The sequence below is a fragment of the Pedobacter nyackensis genome (genome assembly GCF_900176505.1).
Taxonomy (GTDB): Bacteria; Bacteroidota; Bacteroidia; order Sphingobacteriales; family Sphingobacteriaceae; genus Pedobacter; species Pedobacter nyackensis.
This window is the reverse complement of record NZ_FWYB01000022.1, coordinates 1-22,335: the sequence shown is the minus strand read 5'-3', so window position 1 is coordinate 22,335 and position 22,335 is coordinate 1. Positions and strand designations below refer to the sequence as shown.

The 22,335-nt window shown below is 39.1% G+C and carries 11 protein-coding genes; 9 read left to right on the top strand and 2 right to left on the bottom strand.

Going from position 1 to position 22,335, the window contains the following annotated elements; translation table 11 throughout:
• The first annotated feature begins 194 nt into the window (after positions 1–194).
• From B9A18_RS23765 to B9A18_RS23730, 8 genes are all read left to right on the top strand, one after another.
• Positions 195–3,611, top strand: a complete 3,417-nt coding sequence (locus B9A18_RS23765) for a TonB-dependent receptor (RefSeq protein ID WP_200816431.1) — start codon at positions 195–197, stop codon at positions 3,609–3,611.
• 11 nt (positions 3,612–3,622) lie between these two features.
• Positions 3,623–5,407: a RagB/SusD family nutrient uptake outer membrane protein gene (locus tag B9A18_RS23760; RefSeq protein ID WP_084292233.1), complete on the top strand. Its 1,785-nt coding sequence runs from the start codon at positions 3,623–3,625 to the stop codon at positions 5,405–5,407.
• 14 nt (positions 5,408–5,421) lie between these two features.
• Positions 5,422–6,312: a metallophosphoesterase family protein gene (locus B9A18_RS23755; RefSeq protein ID WP_084292231.1), complete on the top strand. Its 891-nt coding sequence runs from the start codon at positions 5,422–5,424 to the stop codon at positions 6,310–6,312.
• A 313-nt stretch (positions 6,313–6,625) separates the two neighbouring features.
• Entirely contained in the window at positions 6,626–9,697 is a 3,072-nt protein-coding gene (locus B9A18_RS23750; RefSeq protein WP_159452740.1) for a SusC/RagA family TonB-linked outer membrane protein, read from the top strand.
• Between the two features lie 18 nt (positions 9,698–9,715).
• Positions 9,716–11,341: a RagB/SusD family nutrient uptake outer membrane protein gene (locus B9A18_RS23745; protein WP_084292227.1), complete on the top strand. Its 1,626-nt coding sequence runs from the start codon at positions 9,716–9,718 to the stop codon at positions 11,339–11,341.
• Positions 11,342–11,444: 103 nt separating this feature from the next.
• Positions 11,445–12,461, top strand: coding sequence for a GntR family transcriptional regulator (locus B9A18_RS23740; protein WP_084292276.1), 1,017 nt, complete (start codon positions 11,445–11,447; stop codon positions 12,459–12,461).
• A gap of 12 nt (positions 12,462–12,473) precedes the next feature.
• Positions 12,474–14,528, top strand: a complete 2,055-nt coding sequence (locus tag B9A18_RS23735) for a glucosidase family protein (RefSeq protein ID WP_084292226.1) — start codon at positions 12,474–12,476, stop codon at positions 14,526–14,528.
• Positions 14,529–14,880: 352 nt separating this feature from the next.
• Positions 14,881–16,740: a glycoside hydrolase family 35 protein gene (locus B9A18_RS23730; RefSeq protein WP_084292224.1), complete on the top strand. Its 1,860-nt coding sequence runs from the start codon at positions 14,881–14,883 to the stop codon at positions 16,738–16,740.
• Between the two features lie 57 nt (positions 16,741–16,797).
• On the opposite strand, the gene B9A18_RS23725 is transcribed toward B9A18_RS23730, so the two are convergent.
• Together B9A18_RS23725 and B9A18_RS23720 are read right to left on the bottom strand one after the other, a co-directional pair.
• Entirely contained in the window at positions 16,798–17,241 is a 444-nt protein-coding gene (locus B9A18_RS23725; protein ID WP_084292223.1) for a VOC family protein, read from the bottom strand.
• Positions 17,242–17,276: 35 nt separating this feature from the next.
• Positions 17,277–17,759, bottom strand: a complete 483-nt coding sequence (locus B9A18_RS23720) for a DinB family protein (RefSeq protein ID WP_084292222.1) — start codon at positions 17,757–17,759, stop codon at positions 17,277–17,279.
• Between the two features lie 539 nt (positions 17,760–18,298).
• Between B9A18_RS23720 and B9A18_RS23715 the strand changes: the two genes are divergently transcribed.
• A partial coding sequence (locus B9A18_RS23715) for an Ig-like domain-containing protein (protein ID WP_449415910.1) occupies positions 18,299–22,335 on the top strand: 4,037 nt, incomplete at its 3' end.

The window sequence follows — 22,335 nt, the reverse complement described above, 5'->3', positions numbered from 1 at the left end:
AAAAAAACGAGAAGTGTTCGTACCACTTCCCGTTGAAATTTTGGGATTAGAAATCCTGATGGACAAGGTCTTAATCAGGAAAACAAAAGTTATCAAGGTCTAATGTTAAACCCCAATTCAAAGCTATGAATTTTTTTACATTCTTTAGCGCTGTATTTAAGTTGCAGCGTAAACCAACACAATTAATACTGGTTATGAAGCTAATAATATTACTCTTAATCACAGGCCTCTGTCAGGTTAGTGCAAGTGTATATAGCCAAAAAATAACACTAAAGCAAAGAAATGCTTCGATTGATCTTATATTAAAGACGATCGAGAAGCAGAGCGATTATTTGTTCTTATATGATAAGATAGAAATTTCAAAATCTGGGAAGGTATCCGTAGATGTAAAGGATGCCTCAATTGATCAGATTATGGAGCTTTGTCTGAAAGGACAGCCCTTAACCTATAAGATCTTTGATCGCACGGTTATCCTCAAAAGGATAGCACCTGCTAGTTCAGCTTTAGTATTTGAAAGCATTAAAGGGAAAGTTTTTGATGAGTATGGCAGGCCCGTGGCAGGTGCAAGTGTTAAAGTTAAAGGCGCTTCAGGTTCAGCAATAACCGATAGCAATGGTAATTTTATCATCAATGCTAAGACTGATGATGTCCTGATTATTTCTTATGTGGGTTCAAAAACCCAGGAAGTTGCGGTAGGAAACCGCACCCAACTTCAAATCATCTTAAAAGGTGATGTAAAAGCATTAGATGATTTTGTAGTAGTAGGTTATGGTAAGCAAAAGAAAATCAACTTAAGTGGTGCTGTAGATGGTATTACGGCTAAAGAGATAGAGAACAGACCAATAACAAGTATTGGTGCTGGTTTACAAGGCTTAATCCCTAACTTAAACATTACCAATGGGAGTGGACGAGCAAATGATGCTACCGCTTTTAACATCAGGGGAGTAACTTCATTAGGCGGATTAACTGAAGGTAAAGGAAAGGATAATTTATATACCAGTCCGTATATTTTGGTAGATAACGTTCCTTATTCAGCTGGCGAGTTGAGCTTGCTTAATCCAAATGACATTGAAAGTGTATCGGTTTTAAAGGATGCGGCATCTGCCGCTATATATGGAGCTAGAGCCTCATTTGGTGTTATATTAATTACTACTAAAAGCGCAAAAAGCGGTAAGCTAAGTATCAGTGCAAATGCATATTATGCCTATAAAAATTTAGGTAGGTTGCCTCAAACCATTACTGATCCTTATATTTCTTATACCACAAAGCACGAAGCTGCATATCCTTATTATCCTCAGGCGTTCAATGATGCAACGATCAGAGATTATGCGAAAAGAAGATCTGAAGATCCATCACTACCGCCTGTTTACTTAAATCCTACTAATCCGAATCAATGGATTTCTGTGGCATCGACGGATTGGTTCAAAGAAGCATTCAATAGTTCATCACCAAGTTATAATGCCAATTTTAACATGTCCAAAAAATCTGAGGATTTCGGTTACATGCTTTCAACAGAATACTTGAGAAATGATGGTGTAATTAAAGATGCAAATGAGGCATATGACAGGTACAACATAAGAGGTAAAATCGATGTTAAGATATTCAAATGGCTTAATGTCGGCAACAATATGGCTTTTACCAGTTCTGTATATGATGCACCTACTGCCTCATTGGATAACTATGATTATTTCTGGGGAATAAATCGTGAAAGTTCATTAGACGCGGTATTTAATCCTGATGGGACTTACACCGCCGCAGGGGCTACCAACATGGGAAGAGTACAAAAAGGAGGACGTACCATCCAGAAGTATAATAATTTCCTGACTACCTTTAATGCAACAGCAAGTGTGATTAAAAATATGTTGGAGCTTAAGGGAGATGTAACCTTCAGGCGTAATGCTGGTGTGCGTCATGGAGGCGATTTCAGAGTACCATATAGCTCTGGACCAAATTCGCCTGTAAGTTACGCAGGACCAGGAACATCATATGTTGGCGTAGAAAATACTGAAGTTAGAAATGACATTATTAACCTATATGCCGATTTCCACAAAACTTCCAACAAGCATTACTTTCAGGCTTTAGCAGGTTATAATCAGGAATACAGATATGATCAGAAATCCTGGGTAAACAAAACAGGCTTAATCAGTAATAACTTACCTACTTTAGCATTAGCTACGGGAACAGCAACTACCGGCGAGGGTATTTCTGACTGGGCGGTAAGGGGAATTTTCTATCGTTTAAACTATATTTATAACGATAAATATATTGTTGAGCTTAACGGACGTTATGATGGGACATCCAGATTTCCAAATGGTGATAGATGGGGATTCTTTCCATCGGCATCTGTTGCCTGGGTAGCTTCAAACGAAAGTTTCTTGAAGTCTATAACTGAAAGCATCAAGCTGGATGTTTTAAAATTCAGAGGATCATATGGCTCATTGGGTAACCAGAATGTTGGTCCCTACGACTACATTGCCAATATGGAATCCAAGCAAATAGGGCAGGTATTGGGAGGAATCAGACCGCAAGCTGTTTATACACCTAATCCTGTTTCTCCAAGTCAGACCTGGGAAAAGGTTTCTACAGTCAATTTTGGGGTAGACATGAGCTGGTTTAACGATAAACTTAATGTTAATTTCGACAAGTATACCCGCTACACAGATGGGATGCTAGTCCCAGGAAAAACCTTGCCTGCAGTTTTTGGTTCTAAACCGCCGGTACTTAATGCTGCAGATTTAAAAACAAAAGGATGGGAATTACGTGTTGGATGGAAAGATGTTACTACAATAGCAAGAAGTCCATTCTCTTACGGATTCGGTATTAATGTTGCGGATAGTCGTTCGTTTATTACCAGGTTTGATAACCCTACTAAGATGTTGACCGATTATTATGTAGGTCAGGAAATTGGAGAGCTCTGGGGCCTGGAAACTGAAGGCTTTTTTCAAACTGAAGCAGAACTTGCAAGTCATGCTAATCAACAAGCCTTCGTTTCAGATGATGCTGGAGGTACCTTTGGTGTTGGGGATTTGAAGTGGAAAGACCAGAATGGTGATGGATTTATCAACAAAGGCAAAAATACAGCCGATGATCACGGTGACCTCATAAGAATTGGTAACACGAGTCCGCGCTATACTTTTGGCGCTGATCTTAATCTTGCCTGGAAAGGATTCGATGTACGTGCATTTTTTATGGGGATAGGTAAGCAGGACTTTTATCCAAGAAATAATAACGTTTATTTCTGGAGTATTTTTGCTCAGCCATGGACAAACCCTACGGTACAGTCAATGGATAAATGGTCTCCATCAAATCCTAACGCTTATTTTCCTCGTCTTAAGTCCTATATCGCAGAAGATGTATCCGAATTGGGATATCCTCAAACCAGGTATCTTCAGAATTTTGCTTATGTAAGACTTAAAAATCTAACCGTAGGTTATACTATCCCTCAAAAGGTAGTTAACAAACTTCAGTTAAATAGGGTGAGGGTCTATTTTAGTGGCGAGAATCTCTTCGATAAGTCAGGCGTCAAATTCAATCTGGATCCGGAAGCAATAAGCGGTAACGTTTACCCATTCCAGAAAACGTACTCATTTGGCCTTAATGTAACACTTTAATTTATCGCATCATGAAATTTAATAGATTATTATATATAGCACTGATTTTATCCGGAGTGTCAATTTCCAGTTGTAAGAAGGATTTTCTGCAGAGAGATCCACAAACTACCATTACCAAGCCTTTGTTTTTTCTTACAACCACAGATTTGGAGACCTATACCAACGGGTTTTATGAAAATTTGCCGACGCCTCTGGATGATATGAATTCTGATAACATAGCTACACATAATGTTAGTGTGGAAACAGATATGTTGGTTCGTGGTCAGATAACCCAAGACAATTACGGAGGCTGGGATACTAACGATTGGAAAAAACTGAGAGCTATCAATTATATGCTGGATAATGTGGGTCAGGTGAATGGTAATCAAGTAGATATAGATCATTATATAGGGATTGCCAGATTTTTCAGAGCAATGTTTTATTTTGAAAAAATTAAGAAATATAGCAATGTTCCATGGTATAGCTCGGTTCTTGTAGACGGGGACCAGGCATTGTATAAAGGACAGGATCCCAGGGCATTTGTTGCAGATAAAGTTTTGGAAGATCTTCAATTTGCCGTGAATCATATTAAGACAGATGGAACAAATACGAGGATTACAAAATGGGCCGCGCTGTCATTGCTTTCGCGCTTTGCCCTTCACGAAGGTACCTTTAGAAAATACCATAGCGAACTTGGGTTAACCAATGATTATAGCAGATTTTTAACAATTGCTGTTGAATCGAGTACTAAAATTATGACTGAAGGTGGTTTCAGCATTTTTGGTAATGGTTCTGCTGATTACGCTAGTCTTTTTAACGCAACTAGTTTATCTGGCAATAAAGAAATCATTCTCTGGAAAGATTTCGATCCAGCATTGGATGTCGGACATGGTGCTTCACTGGTATTGAACTTTAATTTTGCCTTAAGCAGAAGTCTTGCAGAATCGTATTTGAATACCGACGGAACGCCTTTTACAAACTTCACGAAGCCTTTCGCACAGTTGTTTGATAATCGTGATCCAAGGATGAAAGCTACGATAAACTATCCGGGCTGGGCGCAGTTTGGCGGGGCCGCTCTTCACAAGATCAATCCGACCATGGGTGGATATGGTCAGATCAAATTTTATCCTTCCAGAGCGGATTTAAATCAGGGCTATATAAAACAGTATAACGATATTCCTGTATTTCGCTTAGCTGAAATCCTATTGATCAATGCCGAAGCAAAAGCTGAATTGGGACCTATCAATCAGTCAGACCTCGATAATACTGTGAATAAGCTAAGAAGTAGGGTAGGGATGCCGAACATGAATATCGGTGTAGCTTTAGACCCTGCGCTTGTTACGCTTTATCCAAATGCCAATGCAAGTAATTTAAATGTATTGCTGGAGATTAGAAGGGAAAGAAGGGTTGAGTTAGCTTGCGAAGGATTAAGGTATGATGATTTGATGCGTTGGAAAGTAGGTAAGCTTATTCAGAACAGTCAGCAAGGTATATATGTTCCGGCCTTAGGTGCATACGATGTGACTGGTGATGGCGTGCAGGATATTGCAATACTTGAATCGGCTACTAATGAGGCTCCTATTGCAGGCTTACCAGAACCAGTTAAAGCCACATTGACTAAATATTATCTCAAAGATGCCAGCGGAAAGGACAATACTTTTTACTTGTCAGGCGGCAACTCTGGTTTTGTTTCATTTACCAGAGATCGTGATTTACCTAGAACTTTTATAGAACCAAAATATTATTATCGTCCAATTCCTCGTCAACAAATATTGCTGAATGATAAGCTTAAGCAAGTATTTGGTTGGGATCAATAAAAATTAAACTTTAAATGGAAAGAAGAAATTTTCTTAGAAATTCAGTTTTATTGGGTGCAACAGGTGTTCTTCCTGTCGGAGCTGCATTATCAGCCCCGACAGGAGAAAAACCTGTTTTAACTATCGCCCATATTACCGATGTCCATATTACCGCTGGCGGTGATGTGCCCGAAAGAGCAGATAAATGTCTTAAGGAGGTGCTTAAGCATAAAATTGATTTTATACTCAATGGAGGTGATTCTATTGGTGATGCCTCATATGATAATGTTCAGAGAAATCAGGTGACAGAACAATGGGCAGTATGGGATAAGTTTGTAGGTAAAACTGATCTCAATGTATACAGCTGCATTGGAAACCATGATATCTGGTGGAAAGCACCAGATGAACAAGATGAAATGTACGGGAAGCCATATGTGGTAAAGCGACTTAAAATTCCAAACCGATATTATAGTTTCAGCAAAAAGAAGTGGCACTTTATTATACTCGATGGCAATAGCAGCGGGATAAAGCTGGATCCTGAACAAATGAGTTGGTTAGAGAAGGAATTGGAAGGTTTAAGAGCCAATACCCCAGTCCTGATCATGTCTCATTATCCAATCCTTACCGTAACAAATACCTGGGAGGGTGGACAGCATGGAGATCATAAGGAACTTAAAAAATTATTTTACAAGCACCGCGATAAGGTTAGAGTGTGTTTAAGCGGTCATCAACATTTACTGGATGAGGCAGTTTATAATGGTGTTAAGTATCATTGCAATGGCTCAATGAGTGGTTTTTGGTGGGGTAAGGGTGATGAAAAATCCGCTCAACCTTATTTTTATCAGGAAAGCTCACCAGGTTATGCTTTGTTGAAACTATATGAAGATGGAAAAGTTGAAAATCAGTATATTCATTTGACTTCGTAAAACCGGAGAAAGTTTATAGTACAGTCTTTTTGAAGGTCGCTTATGGCCTTTATCCTATTAACAGCCTGCAGGTCTTAACCTGTAGGCTGTTTTTTTATTAGCCAATATTCTTGGGCAACATCCGTCTAATTCGCTGTAAGTCCGATTTATCTGAATTTGTTAGTTTTTAAGGTTTTAATGAGAAAAGTTTTGGATATATGAAAATATTCATACCTTTATTATAGTATAGTATAGTATAGTATAGAACAGGTTAGGGTTGCATTATACTACTATAGAACCAAAAACCAAATAAACCAATTAAACAAAAATGCGTATGAACTTAAGATTGACTATTCATTTACTAGTGCTTTTGTCTGTGTTTGGAGGCCAGATGGCTTTAATCTCAGATGCTAAAGCTCAGGCGACTGTGAAATCACAGCGTAAGGTAACAGGAAAGGTTACCGATGAGAAAGATCTGGGCTTGCCTGGTGTTTCTGTAAAGCTGAAAGGAACCAGTAAAACCGTTGCTACAGATGCTAACGGTAATTATGTAATCAGTATAACTGAAGAAAAGGCGACTTTATTATTTTCTTATACCGGTTACATCACCAAAGAGATAGCTATAGAAAGCAATTCAAATGTAGATGTTCAACTCAGTGTTGATAAAAAGCAGCTGGAAGAAATTGTTGTAGTAGGCTATGGAACTCAGAAAAGAGCTACTGTTACAGGATCTATAGCTACTATTAAAGGCGATGTTTTGAAACAAAGCCCTACACCCAATCTTTCCAATGCTATCGCCGGAAGGGTACCCGGAGTAATTGCAACTAACCGTTCCGGGGAACCTGGAAATGATTTTTCTTCTTTGTTGATCAGGGGAAAGGGGACACTAAATGACAATAGTCCATTAATTGTAATTGATGGGGTTGCCAATCGTGGGGCATTTGAAAGGATCAATCCAGATGATGTGGAAAGCATTAGTATACTTAAGGATGCTTCAGCAGCTATTTATGGCGCTCAGGCGGCCAACGGAGTAATTTTGATTACCACCAAAAAAGGAAAAAGCGGAAAATCTACAATTACCTATGGCGGTAGTTATGGGATGGCCCAAGCTACCCAATTGCCTAAATTGGTTGATGCAGGGCAATATGCTACCTATATCAACGAGGTGAATGACCGATTGGGACAGCCGCATCAATATTCCGATCCGGATATTTTGAAATATAAGGATGGGAGTGATCCGCTGAATTTTCCGAATACGAATTGGTACGATGCTGTGATTAAAGATTTTTCACCGCAATATCGCCATTCATTAAGTTTCAGCGGTGGTACCGACAAGCTAGAACATTTTATATCTGGAGAATACTTAAACCAGGAAGGTATTTTTCATAAATCAGCTACCAATTATAAACAGTATAACCTGCGTTCCAATATTTCTTCACAGGTAACACCAAATCTGAGGGTGGCTTTAAACGTGTCAGGAAGGATTGAAGATCGTCAGGCTTCCAATTATAGTAGCGGAACTATTTTTAGTGAAGTACTCTCAGCATATCCCACGTTGCCTGCTTATTATCCGAATGGATTACCAGGGCCTGGACTAGCCGGTGGCCGTAACCCGGTATTGATGGCTTCGGGAGCTACTGGTTATAACAATGTTAAAGATTATTCCTTGTTATCTGATCTTTCTTTCGATTTAAAACTTCCTTACATCACCGAAGGACTATATGTAAGTGGATTGGCGGCATTTGATTTCCGTTTTCGTAATGGTAAAAAGTTGTATGACAACTGGGATGCTTATCGTTACAACAAAACCACCAATGAATATGTGAACCTTAAGAACACTGAAGGACCTATTAACCTGAATGAGGACTTTAGAAACTACAAGTTGCAGACTTATAACATTAAGTTGGGGTACAGCCGTCAGTTCGAATCACATAACATTAGCGCATTTGTGGCTTTTGAACAAAGTGAGAATTATGATGAGGGGATTAGTGCTTATCGCACAGGTTACCTGAGCAGTAAGATAGATCAGATTTTTATTGGTGGCGATAAGGATAAGAACAATGGAAGCGTTGCTTCACAGTCGGCCCGCCAGAACTTTTTTGGTAGATTAACTTATAGCTTGAAGGATAGGTACCTTGCGGAATTTATTTTGCGCCATGATGGTTCTTTTAACTTTCCAAATGGGAAACGTTGGGGTACTTTTCCCGGTGTTTCCGTGGGATGGAGAATTTCGGAGGAAAACTTCTTTAAAAAGAACCTGAGCTTTGTTAATCAATTGAAATTAAAAGCATCCTGGGGTAAAATGGGTAATGATAAGATCAGTCCTTATCAGAATCTGCAACAGTATTACCTCGATGGGGGATTTTATTTTGGTCCGGATAGTGAAAAGCAGCAAGGTCTATCTGCCGGTGTTGCGCCAAACCCTAACATTACCTGGGAGGTTGCAAAAACAACAAACTTCGGAATAGAATCGTCCTTTTTTAAAGGAGACCTAAGTTTAAACGCGGATTATTTTATTTCAAAAAGGAGCAGTATTTTAATTGCCCGTAATGCTTCAGTACCTTCAAGTACCGGTTTAAGTGGAAAACTTCCGGCAGAGAATATTGGTAAAGTAAACAACAGAGGGGTAGAGCTCGAAATGTTGTACAGACGAGCGCTGAACAATGACTTCTCCTTCAGTATTGGCGGGAATTATACTTACACCAAAAATGAAGTAGTATTTATGGATGAGGCCACAAATGTACCGGAATGGCAAAAGATTCAGGGACATTCAATGGATTCATGGTTAGTTTATCAATCTACCGGGGTTTATCGTAATCAGGCTGAAATTGATAATTCTGTTCATTTGGCCGGGACAAAACCAGGAGACATAGGTTATAGGGATGTAAATGGTGATAAAAAGATCACTTCTGATGATAGGATCCGGGTATTTGAAGCGCCAACCCCCAAAAGTGTATTTGGCATAAGCGCTGGAATGGAGTATCATGGTTTTGGGTTAAATATCTTGTTACAGGGGCAGGGGAAGGCAAAGCAATTGATTCTTCCACAGCAAGGAAATGCAATTACTCCGCCGGTATGGTTGTTTGAAAACCGTTATAGTGTCAATAACCTTAATGGTGCTTATCCGGCTTCATTTGATCGTAATGACCCGATTAACAACCGCTATTCTGATTTCTGGTTGCGCAATGCCTCATTTTTAAGGCTGAAAAATGCCGAAGTATACTATACTTTTTCAAAGTCAGTAGTTAGCAAATTAAAAATACAGAACCTGCGTGTTTTTGTCAATGGAAGTAACTTGTTAGTGTTCAGTAAGATTAAAGATTATGATCCTGAATTGAACGCAGTTACAGGTAGCTACTATCCGCAAACAAGGATCGTAAGTGCCGGTATCAATATTTCCCTTTAACCTTTAACTAAAAAAGAAATGAAATCTAAACTATTTATATTCTTCATAGGCTTATTTGTGTTGACCAGCATTAGCTCTTGTAAAAAGGACTTTCTGGAAAGAAAGCCATTAGACACCTATTCGGAACTTGATGTGTGGACAGACATCAATCTGGTACAAACATTTGTCAATTCAAAATATCGTGCTTTGCCTCATTTTTACAATTGGGACAAGGCGGTAAATGGGCCGGGTTTATCTGCTGCGGCTGATGAAGGCTACTCAAAATTCAATTACGAGGGGGTTTTTTTATGGAATAAAGGTGAGGTGAACCCTGATAATTTATCTATGGACAGTTGGACTGGAGATTATGGTTTTATCAGGGATTGCAATGCCTTTTTTGAAAAAATAGCTGGTGTAAAAGGAGATGATAACATGAAAAAACGCATGATGGGTGAGATGAAGTTCATTCGTGCCTGGTGCTATTTTAACCTGACTAGCAGATATGGTGGTGTTCCTTTGATTACAAAAGTTTACAGCTTGTCGGACACTGATTTTAAGGCGGCTCGTAATACTTATGATGAGTGTATGGCCTTTGTCGTGAAAGAGATGGATGAAGCCTTAAGTATGCTGCCTGATAGTTATAGTGGGAATGATCTGGGAAGGGTTACCAAAGGAGCGGCTCTTGCGTTGAAATCAAGAGCCTTATTATATGCTGCCAGTAAGTTGAATAACGCTGCTGCCGGCAGAGATAAATGGCAAAAGGCTGCAGATGCTGCGAAAGCTGTAATTGATCTTCCTACTTATGGATTGTACCAGGGCAGTGACTACAAGAAGATTTTTCTGGAGAAATTTAATTCAGAAATCATTCTTTCTTATGGAATGAACGGAACCGATTGGGAATCGTATCTGGATATTATGATCGCTCCCAACGGATACCACGGCTGGTCGGTATACGCTCCTTCTCAAAACCTGGTAGATGACTTTGAAATGAGCAATGGTAAAATGATTGGAGAAGCTGGTTCAGGGTATGATCCTGCAAATCCATATTTGAACCGGGACCCGCGTTTTAACGCTACTATTATCTATAATGGGACACAGTTTAGAGGACGTACGGCAGAATATTTTAAAGGAGGATTAGATAGTCCGCAGAGCCCTGTAGAGAACTGGAATGCTAGTTTAACAGGTTACAACTGGCGTAAATATGCTGATGAAACGCACGATATGGATGCTACTGGAAGTAATCAGAATTGGATTGTTTTCAGACTTGCAGAGATATATCTGAATTATGCGGAAGCTCAATACGAATTGGGTAACGAGCCGGTCGCCAGACAATACCTCAACCTGGTACGAAGCAGGACAAGTGTAAACATGCCGGGTGTCAATTCGACCGGCACAGCCTTGATCGATGCGATCAGACATGAACGTGAAATAGAACTATGTTTTGAAGGTCACAGATTTTACGATGTACGTCGTTGGAAAATAGCGTTACAGACTGAAAATAAACCTCTAAGGGCTGTTAATATTACAAAAAATCCTAATGGTTCATTCAGCTATAGCTATTTCAATTTGCAGGAACGGAAATTTACGGAGGCTCATTATCTGTTTCCAATTCCAAAGTATGAAATACAAAAAAATAATCAGTTAGTTCCCAATCCTGGGTATTAATAAACAGGAAAACCGTATGAAGTTTAACTTCATACGGTTTTTAATAATTTGAATGTTAAATTTGTTTGGTCAATTGTCAGTAGCCCGGAATTATAAAAGAGATATGAGAAACGTTTTTGAGAAAATACAAGAGCTGGAAGAAATTCCGGGTTATTCTAAACACCAGCAATTGGTACAGGGATTTATAAACTCAATTGACGAAAAGATATTGGTGAGAGGCGATCAGCTGCCTTCAGTAAATGCAATGATAAAGGAAACCGGTTTTGCCCGGGAAACGATTGTTAAAGGATATAAAGAGTTAATCGAACGAGGTATTATCGAATCTAAAAACCGGATGGGTTATTATATCTCTAATACAGATACAGGCCAACCTGTTAAAATTGCGTTATTGCTTTATGCATTTGATTCAGTTCAACAAACTTTTTATAAAGCATTCAGAGATGCTTTAGGTCCTCAGATTCATATTGATGTATTTTTTCATCATCAGAATGTTGAATTGTTCGAGACCATTATCAACAACATCACTGGCAAGTATGGCATGTATGTCGTTACGCCAATGCCTCATCCCCGAACAGCCGAAATTTTAAAGAAACTTCCAATTAATAAATTCTTGATGATTGATCGCTTTGAAGCTATTGATGGTGATTGCTCTTATGTTATTCAGGAGTTTGAGGAATCTAGTTATCGTGTTTTTGTGGAATTATTGGATACCATAAGGCAATTTGATGAGATGGTTTTCTTTTCGCGTCCGAATTCTGACCTGCCCATTGAGATTACCAAAGCATTTAAAAGATTTGTCAAGGATTATAAAATCAACTATAGGATAAATAAGGAATATTTGCCTGGCTCTGTTGAGAAAGGCAAAGTTTACTTTATGTGCAACGACATGCAAACCTGGATTTTGCTGAAAGACTGTAAGGAAAAAGGAATAAAGCTTGGAACAGAGATTGGTATTTTGTCGCAGGATGATGATCCTGTAAAGGAAATTATCTGCGATGGCATTACTACTTACTCTGCAGATTTTGAATTGATGGCACAAAAAGCTGCAAATTTTGTACTCAATCATGAAAAAACGCAAGAAGTAATTCCTACAGTCTTAAAGCGAAGAAATTCACTTTAAGCTTTTGAAAAAATGAACAATTTTATAAAATTTTTAATTGTTGGACTGATATTTACGGTTCAACTGTCTGCCTATGCTCAGCTAAGTTCATTACCGGTGCAAGTAGATAGGTGGACTCTGCAGGCGGATGGCAGTATCTTATGGAAAATAACTGATCGTTTGCCTCATGCAGATCATTTGGAAATGAGTGGCGAAAAGGTTTCACTATGGGTTCAATATGAAGTAGATGGCATGAAACGCCTGCGCCTTAAGCGAACAGTAGTTTTTCCAGGTTTTAGGATGAAGCCTAATGATACGCATTCAAGTCTGATGCAGGTGATTGATGACGCAGAACTTCCCGGGGTTTTTATTGATGGAAAACCATTACGGGAAGAACTGATCGGTGGTCGTAAGGTAAAGGCGCTGTCGGAGCAGGTTGCTGCAATCAGGTTAAACGGAATCATGGAAGTGACCAGTAAATTAGGTGAAAAAGGTACCGTATTGCTGAAACGAATTTTATTTCCATCGATGGATAAAGCTCTTGCTATAGAAAAGCTGGTGTTTGTAAACAATGGCGACAAGCCGGTGTTGGTGAGTATGGATCATCTTGATAGAGAGCTTCGTATAGACACAACGAGAAGCCATAAGGTGCCGCACAGCCTGATATGGAATGTGATAAATGAAGGGCCAAAGACCATTGTGTCGGGTGATTCCGCAGTATTTAGTATTACTTATCAGGCAGCTTCAAGCAGAAGTGCGGCTGTGCAGATAAATCCAAAGGCAGAGGAGATTGCCCGACAAACCAGGGTTAAAGGGGTTTTGGATAAATTGCAACTGATAACCCCTGATCCGGTCTTAAATAGTGCCTTTGCTTTTGCCAAGATCAGAGCGACTGAAAGTATTTTTAAAACTAAGGGAGGGTATATGCATGGGCCAGGTGGGTTATCTTATTACGCTGCAATCTGGGCAAATGATCAGGCAGAATATGTAAATCCCTTCTTTGCTTTTTTGGGTGATGATCTTGGGAATCAATCAGCAATGAACGCTTATCGGATGTTTGCAAAATACATGAATCCTGATTATAATCCAATCCCGAGCTCTATAGTAGCAGAAGGTGAAGGTTATTGGAATGGGGCAGGTGATAGAGGAGATCAGGCCATGATTGCTTATGGTGCTTCGAGGTATGCGCTGGCCAATGGAAACATAGATTCAGCCCGGGGGTTGTGGCCACTTATAGAATGGTGCCTGGAATATTCGAAAAGGAAGTTAAATGCTAGTGGCGTTGTAGATTCTAAAAGTGATGAACTGGAAGGACGTTTTCCTGCCGGAACAGCTAATTTATCTACCAGTTGTCTGTATTATGATGCCCTAATCTCGGCTGCCGAATTGGGCAAATCATTGGGTAAGCCCACTAGCCTTACCAATGGGTATACGAAACAGGCAAAAGCATTAAGAAATGCTATTGATAACTATTTCGCTGGGAGGGTAGAAGGATTTGAAACTTATCGTTATTATAAGGAGAATAGTATACTGCGGTCCTGGATATGTATGCCACTTACCGTAGGTATTTATGACCGTATGAAAGGAACAATAGCTGCTCTTTTCTCACCGCGGTTATTTACTGAAGACGGACTGTTAACGCAGGCTGGAGATAAAACTTTTTGGGATCGCTCTACACTTTATGCACTAAGAGGAATTTTTGCTGCCGGAGAAACCGAACAGGCAATGGCTTATCTTCAGTATTATTCGAAAAGAAGATTATTGGGAGAGCATGTCCCTTATCCGGTAGAGGCATACCCGGAAGGTGGTCAGCGTCATTTATCGGCAGAAAGCGGTTTGTATTGCCGCATATTCACCGAAGGGATATTCGGGATACGACCGTTGGGGTTAAACAGTTTCAATTGTAGTCCAAGAATACCAAAAGGATGGAAGGACATGGCTATGCGTAATGTTCATGCCTTTGGAACGGTGTTCGATCTTGAAGTGCTGAGATTAAAAAATGGAAAGCTGAATATCCGAATGATAAAAGACAAGCAAGTTGAGAATTATCTGATTAGTGATGGCGCTACTGCATATATCAGGATATAAATTGCTTTTGGTTCGAGCTTCCTGATTAATATCATTATCAGCTCAGAATCGTTAAGTAAAACGTTTGCGTAGTGATATTTTTTTAATTTGTTTTTAAAAATGCAAATGCATTTTTTTTAGGTGAGATATTACGGACGTGTAAAAGAATTAGGGGATGTACAGTGATCTATTTGGGATATATTTATTTAGCTTTAAATATTGTTGTTCGTTTATTCAGACATTGTTTTGCAAACGTTTGTGTTAAATCATCGTGAGGATTTTTCTTTTAAATGCGCTTGACAACGTAATATTATTGATGAAACCAAATAAACCTTTGAGACGAACACCTTGAAACACCTAATTTAAATACACAATGAAAAAATACCTTTTTGTTTCATTTTTGCTGTTAACCTTAGCAATAAGTGTTAATGCTCAAGTGAAACACACTTTTGCCATTGCTGATGGCAATTTCGTTTTAGATGGAAAGTCCATTCAAATTCATAGTGGCGAAATGCATTATGCGCGCATTCCAAAACCTTACTGGCGCCATCGTTTAAAAATGATGAAGGCAATGGGTTTAAATGCAGTTGCGACCTATGTTTTCTGGAATTATCATGAAACTGCTCCGGGCGTTTGGGATTTTAAATCCGACAATAAAAATATTGCAGAATACATTAAAATAGCGCAGGAGGAAGGTCTTCTTGTGATTTTACGTCCAGGTCCCTATGTATGTGCTGAGTGGGAATTTGGTGGGTATCCATGGTTCTTACAAAAAGTGCCGAATATGGTGATCAGAGGAAATAACCCTCAATATCTGGCTGCAACAAAAGCTTATTTTACTGCGCTTTATGGTCAGGTGAAAAATCTATTGGTAACCAATGGAGGTCCGATCATTATGGTGCAGGGAGAGAATGAGTTTGGTTCATATGTAGCTCAACGCAAAGACATCCCTCTGGAAGATCATAAAAAATACAGTGCCGCAGTATTCCAGCAATTGAAAGATGTTGGTTTTAATGTGCCTTTCTTTACTTCTGATGGAAGCTGGTTGTTTGAAGGTGGTGCTTTACCGGGTGCTTTGCCCACTGCAAATGGAGAGGGTGATATTACGAAATTAAAAGATGTTGTTAATAAATTTAATGACGGAAAAGGTCCTTATATGGTAGCTGAGTTTTACCCAGGGTGGTTGGATCATTGGGCAGAACCATTTCCAAAAGTTAAGACTGAGAGCACTGTAAAGCAAACACAAAAATATCTGGATAACAACGTTTCCTTCAATTACTATATGGTACATGGTGGTACAAACTTCGGTTTTACTTCGGGGGCTAATTACGATAATAAACATGATATTCAGCCGGATCTAACCAGTTATGATTATGATGCGCCGATTAGTGAAGCAGGTTGGGCAACGGAAAAGTATAATGCTTTACGTGAATTGCTTAAGAAACCAGAAACACCAGCTGTACCAGCTAAAACACCGATTATTACCATTCCTAATATTGTGTTGAGCAAAGCAGTAGACCTGGAAGATTTGAAAAATAAAATCACTCCTGTTAATGCGGATAAGCCTTTAAGTTTTGAAGAATTAAACCAGGGACATGGTTATGTATGGTATAGCAAAAAGTTTAACCAGCCTATTAGTGGTAAATTGGAGCTGAATGGGTTAAGAGATTACGCTTTGGTATACGTAAATGGGGTTAAAGTAGCCGAACTGAATAGTTATTACAAAAGATATGAGTGTGAAATAGATATTCCATTTAATGCGACACTAGATATCGTGGTTGAAAACATGGGACGCATCAACTACGGCGCTAAAATTATAAACAGTACCAAAGGCATCATTTCTCCAGTTATTATTAATGGGCAGACTATCACGGATAACTGGGATATGTATAAACTACCTATGGATGTTGTACCAAACCTAACTGCTGCCAAAAACACGGCTACCGCAGGTAGACCAGCGATTTATCAAGGTTCATTTAACCTGACTAAAACAGGGGATACCTTTTTAGATATGCGGGATTGGGGTAAAGGTGTTGTGTTTATCAATGGTATCAATATTGGCCGTTACTGGAGCGTTGGTCCACAGCAAACACTGTATGTACCAGGTTGCTGGTTGAAATCCGGTAAAAATGATATTGTGATTTTTGAACAAAAGAATGATGTGCTTCAGAAAAGCGTTAAATCAATTGAAACGCCGATTTTGGAAGAATTAAGGCCAGAGAAAGGGTTGTAGTAATACTTTTTTTTGAAAAGCAGCCTGCAGGGGATTAACCTGCAGGCTGTTGTTGTTTTATGGTTTTGGTTTTTCCTGAGTGTCGTAGTTGATCATCCAGTTGATCCCAAACTGATCTGTGAACATACCAAAATAGGCACCCCAGAAAGTGTCGTTCATAGGCATAGTTACTTGTCCGCCTACAGTTAGTGCTTTGAATAGCTTGTCGGCCTCTTCTTTACTTTCTACGTTTAGTGATAGCGATATGTTGTTTCCAACGATCGTTTTTCCTCCAAATGATTCAGATGAATCACTTCCCATTAACATGGTTTCTTTACTGATTGGCAGAGAAACGTGCATGATCTTCTCTTCCTCTCCGGGAGGGCAATGTTGGTCGTCGGTTGGCGGCATATCTTTGTACCTTCCGATATATGGAAATTCGCCACCAAATACTGATTTGTAAAACAGGAATGCTGCTTCGCAGTTTCCGTTAAAAGTTAAATACGCGTTTACGGTTGCCATAATTGATTGTTTTAATAATGATTGATTTACTGATTTTAATAGGCCATAGCTTGTTGGGTGTGGAGTTTTTTAAGGAAAGCGATTTGACCGATGTCATAGCTTTCGTGTTGGGCTAAAAAAGCAATGGTGCCACCATTTGAAAAATCACCTGTTGGGTTTTTAAGCGGACTGTCAGCTGCCAGTTGTTCATCGGTAACTTCAGCAAAAGCTTGCTTTAATAATTCCGTTGCTTTTCTCCATTCGTCTTTAATCTCCGTTAAGGAAGGTAATGGGATTGAAGGGTCGTATGCTTTGAAGTTTTCAAACATCCCGCTATATGGGTTTTGTACGGATTTTCCCAAAAAAAGACAGGTATTGAACCTTGCCCAAACTGTGTGCGTAGCTATCCAGTTAATGGGGTTGTTGTGCTCACTTACTCTTTCCTTCATCTGTTCATCGGACAGGCCTTCCAATGCATTGATAAATAACCGATCGTTCAGGCTAAAGATAGCTTCAACATAAGAAATTGCTCTTTTCATTTTTTTATGGTTTATACCTAAAATTAATCATTTTTTTTATCAAAAAAATCGCAATGAAGGTTAAGCTTTTTATAGGTTTCATGGATGAAAATTCATGTGCTTTTTGTTGTATTTGCTATTTAAGTGTGTTTATTTCTTTTTAGTTTATTTGTTGTCTGATTCTGTTTTTTTATGGCTTGATTTTATTGCAAATGCTCTTGGTTTTTGTTCATTTTGTGCATTTTTATAGTTGTTCGTTTTTATTGGCATAGTAATTATAATTTCAAAATTGAAATTTAAGTCTACGTTTTGTGGAAATAATTACTCAAATTTACACGGTCAAAAATGTGATTTTAACTTATTGGTTTGTTTTTTGAATTTATTTTGTGCCTTTAGTTGCTTATTTGTGCAGTTTTTCTCAGTGTTGATAATTTTTGGCCTAATTGTTATTAAAAAGTGGTCTTTTGAATCAGTTTTTTTTAGAAATGACATAAATTCTAACTAATTTGCTGGAGGTAAACACGATTACACTTTTAAGAAAATTAGTATAAATACTTGCTATGTTAAAGACGTTCATGCCTGGTTTTGTTTCGCTTCACAGGAGTATCTACTGTCTTTTTTTACTTTTTTGTTTATTGATCAACTTGCCTGGTGCTTTTGCTGATGGGAGCAGGGATTTGTATCCAGTAGGAGCTCAGGGAAACAGGGCCTTTTTATATTCTAGTACAGGTAGCCCATCTGCATATTTTCCTTTTAAAACTTCAGGAACGCATTATGTCTATGCCAATGTTGGTGAATACATCAATCTTGCTTCCAGTTCTCAAGGAAAAGGAAATAGCAGGATTCGATATACATCGCCGTCCGGTGTTCAAAATACAACTACTCTAGGAGTAATTGCTAGTAGAACTGAAGAGCTAGCGGGGCCCAGATTTCCGACTCAAGGAGCTGGGGGTAATCGTTATAAGCCTTTTTCTTTTCAGGTAGGAGCTGGTGATGGAGGCGTTTGGAAGATTGAATTTATACCTCCTGGGACTTCTGAACCAGACGCAGAAGATATTTTGGCAAAGTCCAGTTGGAGTCAATCCAATTCCGTAGCTTTAATTTCTGCATGGGATATTTCTGTTTGTGATGCAGCCGGTAGTAATTGGATATATGGTAGAGTATACACCAATGTTTTTAATTTAAGACTTTCAAAAGATCTTAATAACAGTTCGAAGGCTTATCATGGAGTTAATTATGTATTAACACAGGATGGAAGAGCGTATAGAGTGAAAAATAATGGTAACAATGGTTATGCCTTTACTTTTTTTTCAAATAATAGAGGATTCATTGATGCTGCTGGCAATCCGACTTATAAAAGTCTGAATACAACTACTATAGCTGATAAGGTCAAGGATCCTCGTACTCAGGATGATACGCTTCGGAATTTGGTTACCCATAAGTTGTTTTATCGTCCACCTGCTGCTGATTTACCTGAAACGGCTCCTGTAGCTGTTGATGGCGTTACTCCATCAAAAACCTGGCTTAAAAAAGAGGCTATTGTTCCAAATATTACAGGGATTGGATTCACTGGGTCGGAGGGGACGGTTGGACAAGCAAGTCAGAAAGGTGGGATAATAAGTTTTACAGCGAATGTGGCCGGGACTTATAAAATTACCTTGCCTCTTGGGAGCGGGAAAGATAGGGTATTAAACGGTCCTGCTGCTGCGGGTGTAAATAGCATTGTATGGGATGGAAGAGATGCTTTCAATAATGTCGTACCAGGTGGTTTAATTGTACCTGAGGTTAAGGTGAGTCTGGCTTCAGCGGAGGTGCATTTCCCCTTTATAGATATGGAAATTAACCCAAATGGGATTGTTATAGAGCTAACTGAGAATACAACCCTATATAAAGTGGATTCAACAAGTACTGATGAAAGTGTGTATAGCGATAGGGTGTATTGGGATGATAGTGACATTTCCGGAGGCCTTTCTACAGAAATATCGAACCCAAAAGTGAATAATGTTGATGGAATATCGAGCAGGACCAATGGCCATATTTGGGGGACCTATAGTGATGATAGCATGTCGGGAAATAGTGGTACGGGGCAATATAGTTTTGGTAATGAGAGAGCGATGGATACCTATGCTTATATTCTTAGTAAAGAGGAAGCAAAGCCCTTGAATGTTACCATAAAGGTAGCCGACTTAGAGGTTGTTAGTATAATTCCTACTATTAACATCGCAACACCCAATCAGGTAAGTTATCAGATAAAGGTTAGAAATAGTGGTGGTAGTGATGTAGTTGGTGCTAGGTTTGATTTTAAAATCCTTGCAGGTGTTACTTTTAATGGTGTAAGTTGTTCATTTACTAACCCTTCTGGTGCTGAAAATAATATAATTCAAACTATTAATGAGTATCAGTCTAATCTGGATTTACCAGCGAATTGTCTGGTTACTTATACCATAGTTGGTACCATAGATCCTTCTGTTTTAGGACAGGATATTCGCGTTGAAGCTAGTATTATGCGTCCTAAAGATGTAACTGATCCCGATGCAACCAATACAGAGTTCAGTCTTGCTCCAAGTAACCCTCATGATGAGTGTTTAAATGGTACACTTACAGAGGGCTGTAACAATATAAAATACAATACGCTTGATAGGCAAGAGCTTTGTGTAAATTCTTCAATCACGCCTATTGAATATATTTTGGAGCCCGGAGGTACTGAAGCGGAGATTCAAGATCCTTTACCTTCGGGACTTACTGCTAGTTTTGTTGGAGGTAAGTTAACAATAACAGGAACCCCAACTGCACCGGGTTCTTTTACGATTACTCTAAATACTAAAGGAAGTATTAAGGAGAAGAAGACATTTTTCTTGTTTGTTTATCCGAAAGCTGCTACTTCGGATATCATCATAAATGATAAAGCTATATGTAAAGGGGAAACCGCTGAATTAACAGCTAATTTAGCTGATGGGACGTTGATTAGTAATGGTGTTTTTAACTGGTATAGTGATGCGACTTTAGCAACTAAACTGTACACAGGAGCAACTTATTCAGTAAGCCCAGTTATTACAACAACATATTTTGTAACAGTTAAGGGGGATAATACTTGTGAAAATGAGGCCGGAACTGCAAAAGCAGTAACCGTAACAGTTAATCCTTTGCCAGATGCGCCTGAGATTACAGGGACTACTGTTATTTGCGAAGGAGATGTTGCTGTTTTAACATCTGAGTTGGCTACCAGTTACCAATGGTACTTTAATGAATCTGTGATACCGACTGCAACAGATAGAACTTATGATGCAAAAGCGGCTGGTCGCTATACCGTTATAGTAACTAATGTTAGCGGTTGCTCCAGTCCGGTATCCAATGAAATTGTCGTAACGGTAAACCCTCTACCAGTTAAACCTGGCATTACCGGAACTGCTGCTATATGTGATGGAGATGTAACTATTTTAAGCACTGTTGCTGCTATTACTTATCAATGGTACTTTAATGGATCTGTTATTCAAGATGCAATTAGCCAAACTTACAAGACAAAAGTAGCTGGTCGGTATACTGTTATTACTACCAATGGCAGTGGTTGTTTTAGCCCTGTATCTGAGGAATTTGTAGTAACAGTAAATCCTTTACCAACAATTGTTAGTCAACCATTAGCTACACCAGTCTGTGAAGGAACTGATGCTGTTTATTCAGTAACTTCTAATGCTACTGATACTTATCAATGGCAATATGAAGACGGTGGTGTTTGGAAGAACTTTGTTGATGGTGGAAATATTTCCGGAGCAACTAATGCAACGCTTAAAATTTCTGCAATCCCTTTGACTGATGATGGGAAGAAAATAAAGGTGGTTGTTTCTTCAGAATTTGGTTGTTCGATTGAGTCCAATGAGGTCGTAGTAACGGTTAATAAAGCGGCGGATAGACCTTTTATTTATGGATCAAATATTATTTGTAAGGGCGGGAGTATCGTACTGACATGTGGATCCGATGATGAGGTTTTTCAGTGGTATTTTAATGGAAGTATTATTGCCGATGCTACAAATAGTACATATCATGCTACTAAGGCTGGAAAGTATACCGTTACTGTTGCAAATGCTCTGGGCTGTTATAGTCAACAATCAGAGGATTTTGAGGTTACGGTTGTTGAGTTACCATTGACTCCTACTATTGCTTATGATGGTTTAACAGTGTGTGAAGGAAGTACAGTGAAATTAACATCCAGTCCAGCAGCAAAGTATCAATGGTATTTAGGAGGAGTAGAAATAATTGGCGCAACTAACCAAGAGTATACGGCAACCGCTTCCGGCAACTACTCTGTTTTAGTTACTAATGCTGGTGGTTGTTCTAAAACATCAACACGCGTTTCAGTAGTGATTAGTCCTTTGCCACCAACACCAGGGGTAACGGTAACGACTACGACTACTTTCTGTGCTGGTGGTTCAGTAATATTAACTTCAGACGCAGTTACCGGCAACCAGTGGTACCTGGACGGAAATGCTATTGCAGGTGCAACCGGTACGACGTATGAAGCCAAGATTGCTGGTAAGTATACGGTGGTGGTTACCGATGGTATGCCATGCTCAAGCTTAATCTCCAACGAGATTGTGGTAAC

What these genes read in the sequence shown, in the direction of transcription:
- B9A18_RS23765 (WP_200816431.1), top strand. Translation starts at nt 195, where the DNA reads ATGAAGCTAATAATATTACTCTTAATCACAGGCCTCTGTCAGGTTAGT.
- B9A18_RS23760 (WP_084292233.1), top strand. Translation starts at nt 3,623, where the DNA reads ATGAAATTTAATAGATTATTATATATAGCACTGATTTTATCCGGAGTG.
- B9A18_RS23755 (WP_084292231.1), top strand. Translation starts at nt 5,422, where the DNA reads ATGGAAAGAAGAAATTTTCTTAGAAATTCAGTTTTATTGGGTGCAACA.
- B9A18_RS23750 (WP_159452740.1), top strand. Translation starts at nt 6,626, where the DNA reads ATGAACTTAAGATTGACTATTCATTTACTAGTGCTTTTGTCTGTGTTT.
- B9A18_RS23745 (WP_084292227.1), top strand. Translation starts at nt 9,716, where the DNA reads ATGAAATCTAAACTATTTATATTCTTCATAGGCTTATTTGTGTTGACC.
- B9A18_RS23740 (WP_084292276.1), top strand. Translation starts at nt 11,445, where the DNA reads ATGAGAAACGTTTTTGAGAAAATACAAGAGCTGGAAGAAATTCCGGGT.
- B9A18_RS23735 (WP_084292226.1), top strand. Translation starts at nt 12,474, where the DNA reads ATGAACAATTTTATAAAATTTTTAATTGTTGGACTGATATTTACGGTT.
- B9A18_RS23730 (WP_084292224.1), top strand. Translation starts at nt 14,881, where the DNA reads ATGAAAAAATACCTTTTTGTTTCATTTTTGCTGTTAACCTTAGCAATA.
- B9A18_RS23725 (WP_084292223.1), bottom strand. Translation starts at nt 17,241, where the DNA reads ATGGCAACCGTAAACGCGTATTTAACTTTTAACGGAAACTGCGAAGCA.
- B9A18_RS23720 (WP_084292222.1), bottom strand. Translation starts at nt 17,759, where the DNA reads ATGAAAAGAGCAATTTCTTATGTTGAAGCTATCTTTAGCCTGAACGAT.